This is a genomic window from Kitasatospora sp. NPDC058170 (genome assembly GCF_042883905.1).
Lineage (GTDB): Bacteria > Actinomycetota > Actinomycetes > Streptomycetales > Streptomycetaceae > Kitasatospora.
This window is the reverse complement of the sequence record NZ_JBHVUV010000017.1, coordinates 43,215-55,936: the sequence shown is the minus strand read 5'-3', so window position 1 is coordinate 55,936 and position 12,722 is coordinate 43,215. Positions and strand designations below refer to the sequence as shown.

General features: G+C 70.5%; 12 protein-coding genes. 5 read left to right on the top strand and 7 right to left on the bottom strand.

Annotated features, from left to right (window positions below):
* The first annotated feature begins 40 nt into the window (after positions 1–40).
* The gene (locus tag ACFVVX_RS20145; RefSeq protein ID WP_387947357.1) at positions 41–607 is read left to right on the top strand and encodes a TetR/AcrR family transcriptional regulator; all 567 of its coding nucleotides are present in this window, start codon (positions 41–43) and stop codon (positions 605–607) included.
* A gap of 13 nt (positions 608–620) precedes the next feature.
* Here ACFVVX_RS20145 and ACFVVX_RS20140 read toward each other — a convergent pair whose 3' ends face one another.
* Both ACFVVX_RS20140 and ACFVVX_RS20135 read right to left on the bottom strand, forming a co-directional pair.
* On the bottom strand, positions 621–1,355 hold the full coding sequence (locus ACFVVX_RS20140; RefSeq protein ID WP_387947355.1) for a class I SAM-dependent methyltransferase: 735 nt from the start codon (positions 1,353–1,355) through the stop codon (positions 621–623).
* Positions 1,356–1,516: 161 nt separating this feature from the next.
* A complete protein-coding gene (locus tag ACFVVX_RS20135) occupies positions 1,517–3,331 on the bottom strand; it encodes a ricin-type beta-trefoil lectin domain protein (protein WP_387947353.1) in 1,815 nt (604 codons plus the stop codon).
* 547 nt (positions 3,332–3,878) lie between these two features.
* On the opposite strand from ACFVVX_RS20135, the gene ACFVVX_RS20130 reads away from it, so the two are divergent.
* The gene (locus ACFVVX_RS20130) at positions 3,879–4,238 is read left to right on the top strand and encodes a UBP-type zinc finger domain-containing protein (RefSeq protein ID WP_387947351.1); all 360 of its coding nucleotides are present in this window, start codon (positions 3,879–3,881) and stop codon (positions 4,236–4,238) included.
* Positions 4,239–4,294: 56 nt separating this feature from the next.
* On the opposite strand, the gene ACFVVX_RS20125 is transcribed toward ACFVVX_RS20130, so the two are convergent.
* A complete protein-coding gene (locus tag ACFVVX_RS20125) occupies positions 4,295–5,239 on the bottom strand; it encodes a DUF5996 family protein (RefSeq protein ID WP_387947349.1) in 945 nt (314 codons plus the stop codon).
* 214 nt (positions 5,240–5,453) lie between these two features.
* Positions 5,454–6,332, bottom strand: a complete 879-nt coding sequence (locus ACFVVX_RS20120; RefSeq protein ID WP_387947347.1) for an alpha/beta fold hydrolase — start codon at positions 6,330–6,332, stop codon at positions 5,454–5,456.
* A 155-nt stretch (positions 6,333–6,487) separates the two neighbouring features.
* On the opposite strand from ACFVVX_RS20120, the gene ACFVVX_RS20115 reads away from it, so the two are divergent.
* The 3 genes from ACFVVX_RS20115 to ACFVVX_RS20105 all read left to right on the top strand — a co-directional run bounded on the left by ACFVVX_RS20115 (position 6,488) and on the right by ACFVVX_RS20105 (position 8,648).
* Positions 6,488–6,817: a PadR family transcriptional regulator gene (locus ACFVVX_RS20115; protein WP_387947345.1), complete on the top strand. Its 330-nt coding sequence runs from the start codon at positions 6,488–6,490 to the stop codon at positions 6,815–6,817.
* A 2-nt stretch (positions 6,818–6,819) separates the two neighbouring features.
* The gene (locus tag ACFVVX_RS20110; protein ID WP_387947343.1) at positions 6,820–7,209 is read left to right on the top strand and encodes a DUF1048 domain-containing protein; all 390 of its coding nucleotides are present in this window, start codon (positions 6,820–6,822) and stop codon (positions 7,207–7,209) included.
* A gap of 197 nt (positions 7,210–7,406) precedes the next feature.
* Positions 7,407–8,648 carry a serine hydrolase domain-containing protein gene (locus ACFVVX_RS20105; RefSeq protein WP_387947341.1) on the top strand — a complete coding sequence of 414 codons (1,242 nt, stop codon included), beginning with the start codon at positions 7,407–7,409 and terminating at the stop codon, positions 8,646–8,648.
* 228 nt (positions 8,649–8,876) lie between these two features.
* On the opposite strand, the gene ACFVVX_RS20100 is transcribed toward ACFVVX_RS20105, so the two are convergent.
* The 3 genes from ACFVVX_RS20100 to ACFVVX_RS20090 are packed head-to-tail and all read right to left on the bottom strand — an operon-like array spanning position 8,877 to position 12,447.
* The gene (locus ACFVVX_RS20100; RefSeq protein ID WP_387947339.1) at positions 8,877–9,884 is read right to left on the bottom strand and encodes a TolB family protein; all 1,008 of its coding nucleotides are present in this window, start codon (positions 9,882–9,884) and stop codon (positions 8,877–8,879) included.
* On the bottom strand, positions 9,881–11,170 hold the full coding sequence (locus ACFVVX_RS20095) for an MFS transporter (protein ID WP_387947589.1): 1,290 nt from the start codon (positions 11,168–11,170) through the stop codon (positions 9,881–9,883). Before ACFVVX_RS20095 ends, ACFVVX_RS20100 begins: the two co-directional genes overlap by 4 nt.
* A 2-nt stretch (positions 11,171–11,172) precedes the next feature.
* Complete coding sequence (locus ACFVVX_RS20090) at positions 11,173–12,447, bottom strand: discoidin domain-containing protein (RefSeq protein WP_387947337.1); 1,275 nt, start codon at positions 12,445–12,447, stop codon at positions 11,173–11,175.
* Positions 12,448–12,722 lie beyond the last annotated feature (275 nt).

Genomic DNA, 12,722 nt, shown 5'->3' with positions numbered 1-12,722 from the left:
CCATGGAAGGAGTGCCGCGGTGAACGGTAATGACGAGGGCATGCCAAGCGTGTCGGGATCCCAGCGCAGGGACGCCCGGCGCAACCAGCAGGCCCTGCTGGACACGGCCGCCGCGGTATTCGTCACCTCGGGCGTGGAGGCGCCGGTACGCGACATCGCGGCCAGAGCCGGTGTCGGGACGGGCACGATCTACCGCCACTTCCCCACCCGGGCGGATCTCGTCATCGCCGTCTACCGCCACCAGGTCGAAGCCTGCGCCGAAGCCGGCCCGGCCCTGCTGGCAACCTGCCCGACACCTCACGCCGCCCTCGGGAGGTGGGTCGACCTCTTCGTCGACTTCCTGGTCACCAAGCACGGCCTCGCATCCGCACTGCGCAGCGACGGGTCCGGTTTCGAGGCGTTGCACGCCTACTTCCTGGAGCGCCTCCTGCCGGTGTGCGCCCAACTCCTCGACGCCGCAGTCGCCTCCGGTGAGATCAGCCCCGGCCACGACGCCTACCAGCTCATGCGAGGCGTCGGAAACCTCTGCATCGGCGCCGACAGCGACGTTCGCTACGACGCGCGCCGGATGGTCGAGCTCCTCGTCGCAGGACTTCGCCGGTCGTAGCCGCCCTCTCCGGTCAGGCCAGGGCGACCAGTCGGTAGAGCGGGTCCGGTCGAGCTATGTCCTGGTCCGGCAGCGACGCCAAGTCCCGGCACAGCCAGGCGATCTCCTCGGGGCGGGCCTCGCGACTCCAGGGGAAGCGCCCTGCGCCGATTCGCTCACGCCACTGGCGCGGGCTCCGGCCCTGGCCGATCCCGGCGAAGCCCGTCTCACCGACCGGCCGCAGCCCGTGCCCGGCGCCCAGTTCCACCACGCGGTCGAAGCCGTCGGCCGCGCGCGGGGCGTACTTGCGCCGCAAGGGTGCCGTCACCTCGGCGACGTCGCTCGCGATGCTGAAGGCGGCTTGGTCCTTGTCCACGGTCGTGACCAGGACGCCGCCGCCCCGCAGGACCCGCGCACCCTCGGCCAGCACGGGCGCCGGGTCGGACAGCAGGTGCAGCAACCAGATCAGCACCACCGCGTCCGTGCGGGCCGACCCGATCGGAAGGCGTGCCGCGTCGCCGAGCACCACACCGAGCGGCAGCCGCCCGGAGGCCAGTTCCACCATGCCCTGCGAGCGGTCCACGCCGAGGACCGAACGCGTCGGGCGGCACAGCCGCGTGGTGACGATTCCCGTGCCGCACGCGACGTCCACCAGCGTGCGCGTACCTGCCGGAAGCAACCGTTCGACGGCCTCGGCCGCGGCGGCCGCCCGGGCCTCCCCGCCTCGCGAGACGTCGTACGTCCCGGCTTCACCGTTGTAGTCGATCACCACCACAACCTAACGGAGGTGCGCACCGTGCCTTTAGGGCCGAGCGCGGGCCGTACCTGCCGGTCGGCAGGTACGGCCCGCTGAACTCAAGCTCCGAATCGTCGAGTTGTGGGTCGTCTCACGCGGGACGGTTCACCGGGTCGGACTGACAGGGCCGCCGATCAGAGGAGTTGGAAGGACCACTCCTGCTTCCAGCCGCCCTCACAGCTCCACACACCGAGCTGCTTGAAGTCGGCGTCGTGGGTGAGGCAGTCGTCGTCGGAGATCCGGATCTGGTACCTGCCGTTGCCGACGCTGACGAACTCCCACTTCTGGTTGGAGGTGTTGCCCCAGGCCTGCTGCTCGGCGACATAGGTGTCGGGGTTCTCGGTGAGGTTGAACCCGAGATCGTTGACGATCCGGTAGTGATCCCCGCCCAGAGGCTTGATCGTCCAGCGGGACCCCTTGTACCCCAGGATCCCGCCCACGATCGGCGAGCCCCAGCTCGCGGTCTCGTTGGGTGGTGAGGCGCCCAGCCCGTTGGAGAGCTTCAGGAACAGCGGCCGCTCGGTCGGGATGCCGGAACCGCCGCCGCCCGTCGGGGGCTTCGGGTCCTTCGGGTCGGTCGGCGTGCCCGGTTCGGCCGGGGTGATCACGCCGCCGGACCTGGACTCCAGGACCCACTCCTGCTGCCAGCCCTGCTTGCACGTCCACACACCGAGCTGCTTGAAGTCGGCGTCGTGGGCGAGGCAGTCGTCGTCGGAGATCCGGATCTGGTACCTGCCGTTGCCGACTCCGAAGAGCTCCCACTTCTGCTTGGAGGAGTTGCTCCACGGCTGGAGTTCGGCCATGTAGTTGCTGTTCTCGGTGAGTTCCAGCCCGTAGGAGCTGGTGATCCGGTAGCGACCGCCGCCCACCGGGGTGACCTTCCACTTGGATTCGTTGCCGCCCCGGATCCCGGGGACGACCGACGCGCCGGCCGAGCCGCTGAGCGGGACGGCGCCCAGCCCGTTGTCGAGCTTCAGGTACACATCGGCGCCGTTGGCGGGCGTGGTCGGGGTGGTGGTCGGCGGGGTGCCGCCCCAGGCCCAGTTCTGGTTGGGCGCGTCCCGCTTGTCCTCGGAGCCGCAGGCCCAGGCCGCCACGGTGCTGCCGTTGCCGGTCCGGCCGCTGAAGTCGTCGATGCAGACGTCCTTGGACCGGTCGTCCTGGTCCGTCATGTGCCGAAAACCGCCGCTGGCCGACATGTTCCAGCGCTGACCGGGGATCTCCAGGCAGTCCCAGATCTGGAGCTTGGTCCCGTTCCCGGTCTTGTTGGCCTCCAGGTCGAGGCACTTGCCGTTGGCCGCCCGGAGTTTGTAGCCGTTGTAGGTCCACTTCTGGGCGTCGCCGCCGTTGCACTCCCACATCTGCACGGGGGTGCCGTTCGCGGTGCCGTTGCCGCTGACGTCCAGGCAGGCGTGGTAGCCGGGGGCGCTGACGTCGGGGGTCAGGCTGCCCGTCCTGCTGCCGTAGCCGGAGCGCGCGGGGAAGTGGATGGTGCGCACGTCACCGTCGCACTTGTAGGGCCGCGCGGTGCCCATCCGGCAGGTCCACGGCTCCTTCTTGACGCTGTCGCCGTCGTTGCCGACGAACGCCCAGTTCATGTAACCGCCGTCGCCCCGGTTACGGAAGGTCGACTCCCCCTGGAATACCCAGATCCGGAACTTGTCGTAGCCGGAGGGTTCCTTCTTCTCCTTGTCCAGGAAATGGTTCAGTTTGTAGGTGGTGTCGAGCAGCACGCCCTTCATGTCGGGCTTGTGCTCGTTCGTGAACCACTCGGTGTCATAAAGGTCGGTGCCCACGGTCTTGAACACCATGACGTTGAACCCGGGAAACTTCTCGCTCAACTTCGTCGCGGTGTTCTTGGTGAACTCCGCGTTGTCCAGCTTGTTGAGGTTGGCCGCACTGTGCATGAGCTTGATCACGTCGAAGGTGGCGCTGATCAGCGAGGACATGCAGTTGCCACCGCCCGGCACGGCAGGGGTTCCGCAGGTCTTGTCCACCGGGGCGTTCGGCGCAGCCTCGGCCTGTACGGTCAGGCCGGAGAATACGGCGACTGCGGCGACCCCGCAGGCAAGGGCGCGTTTCAGGCGGGACAGGGGTTGCATGTCGGAATCATCTTTCTTGTTCGGATCGGAGACACGTCTTTCGTCTCGACAAAGATGGATGCTAGGCCCCGGAATCCGCCGTCCCGCGACTCCTTACGGCATCCATACGGCAAGGCCGGGCGGTCTGCCTTTTCGGGCATGGTCGTGGGTGCGGCCGTGAGCGTGGGCGTGGGTCGCAGGACGGTATGTCGATGGCCGTGAGCAGTCGGCCTGGTCGGCGCGGTATCGCGCGGCGCGGGACGGCTCGACTTCGTAGGATGGGAGCGCCCGCCGGTGCTCGCCGCGGAAGCTCCGTGCGAGCGGGCCGGTCGGGATTCGAAGAGACGGTCCGATGGCTTCGACGCCGACGTGCCGAACCGGCGCCCGGCCGAGCCTTCATCGGGAGGCGAGTCCGATGGCTGACAGCCCAGTCCCGGGGATTGACCCCTCCGCGCAGCCGAGCGGAGACGGGTGTGTGGAGTGCCTGGCGGGGGACGGGCCGGGGTGGTGGTTCCACCTGCGGCGGTGCGCCGCGTGCGGGCACATCGGATGCTGCGACTCCTCACCCTCCCAACACGGCACGAGGCACGCCCGGGAGGCGGGGCACCCGTTCCTGGCGAGCTTCGAGCCGGGGGAGGAGTGGTTCTGGAACATCGAGACCGAGCAGTACTACGAGGGGCCGGAACTGGCTGCGCCCGCCGCCCACCCCACCGCGCAGCCGACTCCCGGCCCGAGTGGCAAGGTCCCTGCCGACTGGCAGCTTCACCTGCACTGACCGGCTTCACCTGCACCGACGTGCTCAGAACAGCAGCCGCACCTGCACGGACGGGCTCAGAACGGCAGGGTCGGCAGACGCGGGTCCGTGACTCCACCCGGGCAGGCGAGGCGGCCGACGTCCCAGCCGGCCCGGACAGCTCCGGCCTGGTACGCGCTCTCGTAGAAGTCGAGTACGGCCGCTCGCGGGTCGGCCTCGGTCCGGGCCGCGTCGTAGCGCAGGACCGCGAGGTGGCTGCCGTCGCGTACGCTCCACTGCGCGGCGGCGGGTGTCAGCGGCTCCTCGGCCAGCTGCGCGGGCTCGGGAGTCGTGTAGGAGTAGAAGGCCGGCTCGCCGAGGTCGGCGTCCCCGAACCAGAACCCGAAGCTGATCAGCTCCCGGGAGTACGCCTCGCGGGTCACCGGGTCCACCTGCGCCGGCTGGTCGAGGGCGCGTTCGGAGAACCGGGTGTGGGCGATGTCGAGCGAGTGCCAGAACAGGTGGACGGGGCTGACCTTGCCCGAGAAGCGCGCCGCGAACTCCTCCAGCACCAGCCCGACCTGGCTGAGCACCTGCCAGTGGCGATTGGCCCAGACGGGATCGTAGGCCGCGTGCTCGAAGTCCTCGGCGAACGGCCGGTCGGCGTCGGGCAGCCGGTACGGCCGGGGGGTCTGCACCTCCACCCGGACGCCCAGGCCTGCCAGCGTCTCCAGGGTCTGCCGGTAGAACGAGGCCACGGACTGGCCGAGGAGTGGGAAGGACTCCGTCCTGCCGTCCGCCATCGCGACGACCAGCCGGTGGTCGACGAAGTCGAAGTCGATGGTGAAGATCGGGTTGCCGTCCGCCTGGCCCATGGGCCGTGTGGTGATCCCGCGCCCGGTGAGGTGGAAGGGGACGTTCCACCAGTGGTTGCGCCGCACGCTCGCCGCAAGGCGGACCTTGCCCACCACCTGCGCGAAGCGGTGCACCGTCTCTTTGGTGTCCCGCCACTCGGCGAGCGGCATCGGTGGGAACAGCTCCATCAGGTGTCCTTCCTGCCCGTCCGCCGCCTTTCCATGATGACCGCGGCGGCCCGGACGTGCAGACGGAGGCCGGATTCAGCGGTTGTCGGGGCGGTCCGGACAGTGGTCCACAGCATCGGCGCGGTGTCGGCCGAGAAGCGCTTCCGGTGCCGTGGTCCCCGTCCGCCCCGGCCTGCGGGTGAGGGCTCGACCGACGGGCCTCAGGTCGGGGGCCTCACAGGCCTTGCCGGTGGTCGTGCCGGGCCTGTCCGGCTGCGGCAGTGTGCTCGCGGATCGCGCGGACGATCGTCTCCCAGTCGGCTCGGTCGATCCCATGGCCTGCGCCTTCCAGGGCCAACAGCCGTGCGGCGGGGATCTCCTGTGCGAGTGCTCTGCCGTGTCCGAGCGGGAACATCGGATCCGCGGTCCCGTGGACCACCAGGGTGGGCACGGCGATCGACGACAGGGGTTCTCGCGGCTGCCTGCCGTCCGGAAGCGAGTCGTGGTTGCGCGCGGCGGCGAAGTCGTGCGCACGCTCGACGTCCCGGCGGACGAGGTCCCGGGCGGCGGACTCGTCGAACGGGCGCAGGCCTCCCGCCAGTACGCGCGCGTACTCGACCAGGTACTCGGTCACCGAGGCGGTCTGCGACCAGTCGACCCGGGCGGTCGCTGCGAACCGCAGGAACTCCTCGGTCGGCGGCGGTAGTTCACGGTCGCCGGTCACCGCGGGGGACGTGCTGACCAGGACGAGCGAGAGGACGCGATCGGCGTGGTCGAGCGCGACCAGCTGCGCGAGCGCCCCTCCGGCCGAGACACCCACCAGGTGCGCGGCCGGGATCCCGTAGGCATCGAGGACGCCGACGGCGTCGCCGGCCAGGTCCGCACCGGTGTAGCCGGGCCGGCCCGGCTCGTAGGTCACCGACCGGCCGGTGTCGCGGTGGTCGTACCGGATCACGAACCGCCCGCCCTCGGCGAGCATCCGGCAGAAGCCCTCCTCCCACCAGAGCATCGAGGCCCCGGTGCCCATGACGAGCAGGACCGGAGGGTCCGACCGGTCGCCGAAGTGCTCGGTGCACAGGGCCACGCCTGCTGTGTCGATCATCCGCTCGGACATCGCCGCGCCTCCTCACCACCCCCATTGTGCGACTGCGCGGGCCAGGTGCGGCACCCGGAGACGCCTCCACTATTCCCTCTTGCTAAGTACCGGTAGTCAGCGTTACGGTGTACCAGTAGTCAGTAGCACTGAATAGCTCACGGAGGAGGTGTTCCATGGCCAAGCTTGTGACGGAGATGCTCAAGGGCACGCTGGAGGGCATCGTCCTCGCGATCCTGTCCGGCCGGCCCGCGTACGGCTACGAGATCACCGCGGGACTGCGGGAACAGGGGTTCTCCGACATCGCCGAAGGGACCATCTACGCGCTGCTCATCAGGATCGAGAAGCGCGGGCTCGTCGACGTGGAGAAGGTCCCGTCCGAGAAGGGGCCGCCGCGCAAGGTGTACTCCCTCAACGCGCAGGGACGGGAGTACCTCGAAGAGTTCTGGAGGACGTGGAGCTTCCTCACGGAACGACTGGAACAGCTCCGCGAAGGAGGCGAGTAGTCATGTCCGAGGTCGAGAACAGCGGCTTCCTCTCGAAGGTGATCGGGCCCAAGAAGCGCTGGCGGGCGTACAAGGCGCGCGTCAAGGAGCTTCCCGGGAACCACCGCGCGGCGGTCGAGGCGATCGAGCGGTACCTGATGCACTTCGTGCCGACCGACGCCGACAGCAACGTGTCGATGTTCGAGGACCTCGTCGACCTGTTCGAGCAGGCCGCGGCGGACGGGACACCGATCCGCGCGATCGTCGGGGAGGACCCGGTGGAGTTCGTCGACGCGTTCGTCCAGAACTACTCGGAGGGAGGCTACGTCCCCGGCAGCGCGCGGAAGCGGCTGACCGCCGCCCTCGCGCGGGCCGCCGGCGAGGACGCGGGGGAGGAGGACAGGACCGCCTGACACCCGCACGGCAGACCGTGCCCGGGCGAGCGCCGCGTCATCGGCGGTCCGCACGGCGACGGACGGGCGGAGCCCACGGGTGCACGGGGTGCACGGGTGCCGCACCGGGACGACGTGCATCGAACAATGCGTGTATCGGACACCGTGTGCACCGGAGAACACCGTGTGCACCGAAACCGTAGGCAAGGAGACTCACGATGGGAAAGGGCAACAACGGCTTCTCCGAAGCAGGGCTGCGCAGACTGCGCGAGGTGCTGGAACGGCACGTCGAGAGCGGGCGGATCCCCGGTCTCGTCGCCCTGGTCGGCCGGGGCGAGGAGACCCACGTCGAAGCGCTCGGGACGATGCGCCATGACGGCGGCTTACCGATGCGCCGGGACACCATCTTCCGGATGGCCTCGACGACCAAGCCGGTCGCGGTGGCGGCGGCGATGGTCCTGCTGGACGAGTGCCGGCTGCGACTGGACGACCCGACGGACCAGTGGCTGCCCGAGCTCGCCGACCGGCGGGTGCTGAAGCGGCCCGACGGCCCGCTGGACGACACCGTGCCGGCCCGGCGGCCGATCACCGTACGGGACCTGCTCTCCTCCACGTTCGGGCTCGGACTGGACATGACGGCCATCGGCTCGCCGATGATGAGCGCGTTCTTCGAACAGGGGGTGTACGGCCGGGAGTGGATGCTGCCGGCTCCGGGCCCGGACGAGTGGATGCGTCGCCTGGGCACGCTCCCGCTGATGTACCAGCCCGGAGAACGGTGGCAGTACAACGTCAGCAACGACGTGCTCGGCGTGCTCGTCGCCAGGGTCACCGGCCGGTCGTTCGAGGAGTTCCTGCGCGAACGCATCCTCGATCCGCTGGGCATGAAGGACACCGGGTTCCACGTGCCCGCCGACAGGATCGACCGGCTGCCGCCGCTCTACGCCCCCGATCCGCAGACCGGAGAGTTCGTGGTGGCGGACGAGGTCGAAGGGGGACACCACAGCCGGCCTCCGGCGTTCCAGTCCGGCGGGGGCGGGCTCGACTCGACCGTCGACGACTACCACGCCTACTTCCGGATGCTGCTGAACCACGGGATGCACGGGAGCGAACGGATCCTGTCCCGGCCCGCGGTCGAGCTGATGACCACCAACCGCCTCACGGCCGAACAGCTGACCGCCCTTCAGGCCTGGGCCCGCGGTGTCGTCCACCTGTCGCACGGCCAGGGACAGCACGGCGGCTGGGGCTTCGGGATGGCGGTGCGCACCTACCGCGGCGACTTCGCGCCCGTCGGCCAGTTCGGCTGGGACGGCGGTAGCGGCACCACCACCTACGCCGACCCGGACAACCAGCTCGTCGGCATCCTGCTCACCCAGACCGGGATGTCCACCCCGGACTCGGCGCGGGCCATCCACGACTTCTGGACCACCCTCTACCAGGCAGTCGACCGCGACCCGAAGTGAGCGCGCGGGCCGCTTCCCGGCCCGTCCCGACTCGAAGGTGCCGGTGCCGGTGCCGTTGCCGGGGTAGATGTAGAGGTTGCCGTTGGCGGTGTTGACGGCGGCGATGTCGCTCTTGCCGTCGGTGTCGAGCCTTGATGAACCGCCACTACCCGCAGGCCGCCAGAGCGGTCCTGCGGGTAGTGGTAGGTCGCTGACCTGTCCGTAAGCCCAGTTGGCCCCGTTGGCCGGTCAGCCCCGCTGGGTGCTCGTCGCGGCCGGCACGGCCACCGGCGACGAGCCGCCGGGCACCAGCAGGTGCGGCGCCCCGCCGCCGTCCGCCGGGACGGTCCAGATGTCGCTGCCCTTCCCGTCCCGGCCCGGCAGCGCGTAGCCGAGGGTCTCGCCGTCGAGCCAGGCCGCCTGGTCGTCCACGCTGCGCGACTCGGCCAGCGGGTGCTCACGCATCCCGGCCAGCTCCAGGACGAACAGCTGCCAGGGCGCGGCCGGGTCGGCCGAGACCTTCTTCTTGAAGGCGATCCGGGTGCCGTCCGGCGAGAGCGAGGGGCACTCGACGTTCTCCCGCAGCGTCCGGGCCGACCAGGCCCGGAGGTCGCCCTCGACCAGGTGGGTCTGGCCGCCGGTCGAGACGGTGGCGTAGAAGCGGTTGTCGTCGTCGGCGAAGTTGACGCCCCAGTAGTTGACGTCGGCGGCGTGGTACCGGGTGTCGCCGACGGTCAGCGGGATGGACTCGATCGACTTGACCAGGTAGCCGGTGCGCAGGTCCAGCACCGATGTCCGGGTGGAGAAGCCGCTGGCCGCGTACGAGTCGCCCACGGCGAAGGTGGTCCAGGAGAGCAGCTGTCCGGAGGCCGACACCCGGGCCCGGTTCGGGATGCCGGGCACCGTCACCGTCTGGAGCTCGGTGAACCGCCGGTCGTACACCACCGCCTGGGTTCGGGCCGGGATGCCGGGCAGCGCCCGCAGGCACAGCGCCCGGTCCCCCGCGGCGTAGAACCGGGCGCAGGACGGCCCGTCCGGGGTGCCCGAGGCCGGCCCGTCCGCTGTGCCCGGGCTGCGGGCGACCCGGCCGGTGGCGGTGTCCCGGTAGTAGAGTCCGGGCTCGTTCAGGGTGAACGAGCTCTCTGCCGCGACGAGTTGGTGCTCGCCGCCGCGCTGCCTGGCGTGCAGCACGTACCCGAGTGAACCGCCCAGCAGAACCAGGACGGCGATGACCAGGATTGTCGAACGCGCCTTCATGAGACCTCCCGTCCCGGCAGGATCCGCCATGCGGCGGTGAGTGCGGCGGCCAGCGCGACTGCGGCCACCGCCAGGGCCGGGCGCGGCCCCCAGCACGTCCAGGCCGCGCCGAACCCGGCCGCTCCGACCAGCCGGGCCAGCGCCTGGCCGGTCTGCAGCACGGCGAGCCCGCCCGCCCGGCCGTCGGTCGGCAGCACCGGTCCGGCGAGTGCCATCAGCACGCCGTCCGTGGCGGCGTAGAACACTCCCAGGAGCACCAGGGTGAGCACGGCGGTCGACCACCCCGTCGGAGCCATCAGGGTGAGGTAGGCCGCGAGCAGCGCACCGTGTCCGAACAGGAACGGGGTGCGTCGTCCGGTCCGGTCCGCGATCCGGCCCGCCGGTACGGCCAGCAGCAGGTAGCACGCCGCCGCGCCGAGCGGCAGCAGCGGGAAGAGCGCGGGCGAGAGGTCCAGGCCGCGCTGGAGCAGCAGGTAGAGGAAGGAGTCGCCGATCGTCGCGGCCCCCAGCAGCGCGGCGGCCGTGACCACCCGCCGGAACACCGGGTCGCGCAGGACCGCGGTCCTCTTCCGCGGCGGCTTCGGCCGGACGACCGGCGCTACCGCACTGGCCGACACCGCAGCCCGAACCGGCACCGCCGCCCGAACCGACCCCGCCGGTCCGGCCGGGACGAACAGCACCAGCACCAGCACGCCGAGCAGCCCGACGGCGAAGCTGACCACGAACACCGCGTCGTACGCGTCCGCCGTCGCCCACAGCACCGCGAACGCGACCAGCGGTCCGAGCAGCGCTCCCGTGGTGTCCATCGCCCGGTGCACGCCGAACGCCCGGCCGAGCGCCTCCGGCGGTGCGCTGAGCGAGATCAGCGCATCCCGCGGCGCGGTCCGCACGCCCTTGCCGAGCCGGTCGGCGGTCAGCGCGGCGGCGATCCCGCCCGCCGCGCCGCCGGCCAGCAGCAGCCCGAGCCGGGAGAGCGCCGAGAGCAGGTAGCCGAACCCGGCGACCGTCCGGTGCCGGCCGCCGCCCCGGTCGGCAAGCCGCCCGCCGAGCAGCCGGACCAGCGCCGTGGCGCCGTTGAACAGGCCGTCGAGAAAACCGAATTGGAGTGGTGAGAGGCCGAGCCCCAGCACCAGGTAGAGCGGCAGCACGGCGGTGACCATCTCCGAGGAGACGTCGGTGACCAGGCTGACCGCACCGAGCGCGATGACCGTGCCGGGGACGCGCCGCCCCGCCCCGGTGGGGCGGGGCGGCGCGTCCGAACGGCGGCCGGTGGTGGCCAGGTACATCATCAGTGGCAGCTGTACTTCGGGCTGCTGTCCTTGACCTGGCCGTCCGTGCCGACGTAGCTCCAGCCGTACCCGGAGTCGGTGAAGTCCAGCTTCAGTACGCCGTACTCACCGCTGATCCGCTTCTGGCTGTTCGGCTGGACCTGCTCGATCGGGTAGGGCTCGGCGCCGCCCATCCCGCCGACGATCTCGACGATCCCGTCCGCGGTGGCCTTCCCCTCCGAGTCCTGCGGGGCGAACCGCTCGTAGTGGTGGTCGTGCCCGTTCAGCACCAGGTCGGCCTTGGCGCCGTAGAGGATCTTCCACACCGGCCGGGAGACCGGGTCGTTGCCGTGGCCGCCCGAGGAGTACAGCGGGTGGTGCCAGTAGGCGGCGATGCACTTCTTCGAGTTGGCCGCCAGGTCGGCCTTCAGCCAGTCGATCTGGGCGCTCTGGTCGAAGGCGTTGGAGTCCAGCGCCAGGAAGTGCCAGTTGCCCTCGTCGAAGCTGTACCAGCTCTTCCCCTGCGGGTAGGCGATGCTGCCGAAGTACGACTTGTACCCGGCGAGCGACCCGGCCGGGTCGTAGGTCTCGTGGTTGCCCGGTACCGGGTGGGTCTTGGCCTTGAACGCGCCCCAGCTCTTGTCGTAGTAGTTCCGGAAGTCCGACAGCCGGGCGTCGTCGTACTGGTTGTCACCCATCGTCAGGTAGAACTGCGGGTTGATCTGCTGGGCGAGTGCGGCGGTCTTCGGGTGCGCGCAGCCGCTGTCGGAGGCGGTGCACTGGGCGGCGATGTCACCCGCCGCCACCACGGTGAACCCCCCGCTCGGGGGCGTCCCGCCGTCCAGCACCCCGTACACCTCCATCTCGAACAGCGAGTACCCGTAGGCCGTCCCGCGCGCCGTCCCGTACATCCGGACGTAGCGGCCCTTGCCGGCCAGCCCCGCCCAGTCGTCCGTGCCGCCGTTCCCGGCCTTCTCCTCGGCCACCGCCGTCCAGGTCACCCCGTCGGCCGACACCTCCAGCCGGTACGCCTTCGCGTAGGCGGCCTCCCAAGTGAGCTTCACCCGAGAGATGTTGGCGTTCTTGCCGAGGTCCACCCGCAGCCACTGCGGGTCCTTCCCCTCCGTACTCGCCCACCGCGTGGTGGCGCTTCCGTCGAACGCCTTCCCCGCCGCGTACGACGACCCCTCCGTGGACGAGGCCGTCGCGGCCTTCCCCTGCGAGATCAGCGGATCGACCGCTGCCCCCGCCCGCCCCGACCAGCCGAGCAGCAGGCCGCCGAGCAACGCGAGCACGGCGGCGAACACTCCGACACGAGCAGGTCTTGCTGAGACTCCCAGACGCATCCCTGGACTCCCTGACCTTGAGAAACGGCGAGAGCTGGACACCGGTGCGCTCCATGTGGGAGCCCACCGGCCAAGCGGTGACCGCACCACCGCGGCGGCCGGGTCAGAGCTCTCACTGAGCGCGTCACGCCCCATCGGGAACGGGCGCCGCGCCGAGCCGCCAGCCGACAGAGTAGTAGAAAGTAAAGTTTCCTATCAATAGTTGGGCGGCATCGAACTCCCGT

Bases quoted from the DNA above. Each gene is read 5' to 3' on its own strand.
- ACFVVX_RS20145 (WP_387947357.1), top strand. From the start codon at position 41: ATGCCAAGCGTGTCGGGATCCCAGCGCAGGGACGCCCGGCGCAACCAG.
- ACFVVX_RS20135 (WP_387947353.1), bottom strand. From the start codon at position 3,331: ATGTCCTCGCTGATCAGCGCCACCTTCGACGTGATCAAGCTCATGCAC.
- ACFVVX_RS20130 (WP_387947351.1), top strand. From the start codon at position 3,879: ATGGCTGACAGCCCAGTCCCGGGGATTGACCCCTCCGCGCAGCCGAGC.
- ACFVVX_RS20125 (WP_387947349.1), bottom strand. From the start codon at position 5,239: ATGGAGCTGTTCCCACCGATGCCGCTCGCCGAGTGGCGGGACACCAAA.
- ACFVVX_RS20120 (WP_387947347.1), bottom strand. From the start codon at position 6,332: ATGTCCGAGCGGATGATCGACACAGCAGGCGTGGCCCTGTGCACCGAG.
- ACFVVX_RS20115 (WP_387947345.1), top strand. From the start codon at position 6,488: ATGGCCAAGCTTGTGACGGAGATGCTCAAGGGCACGCTGGAGGGCATC.
- ACFVVX_RS20110 (WP_387947343.1), top strand. From the start codon at position 6,820: ATGTCCGAGGTCGAGAACAGCGGCTTCCTCTCGAAGGTGATCGGGCCC.
- ACFVVX_RS20105 (WP_387947341.1), top strand. From the start codon at position 7,407: ATGGGAAAGGGCAACAACGGCTTCTCCGAAGCAGGGCTGCGCAGACTG.
- ACFVVX_RS20100 (WP_387947339.1), bottom strand. From the start codon at position 9,884: ATGAAGGCGCGTTCGACAATCCTGGTCATCGCCGTCCTGGTTCTGCTG.
- ACFVVX_RS20095 (WP_387947589.1), bottom strand. From the start codon at position 11,170: ATGTACCTGGCCACCACCGGCCGCCGTTCGGACGCGCCGCCCCGCCCC.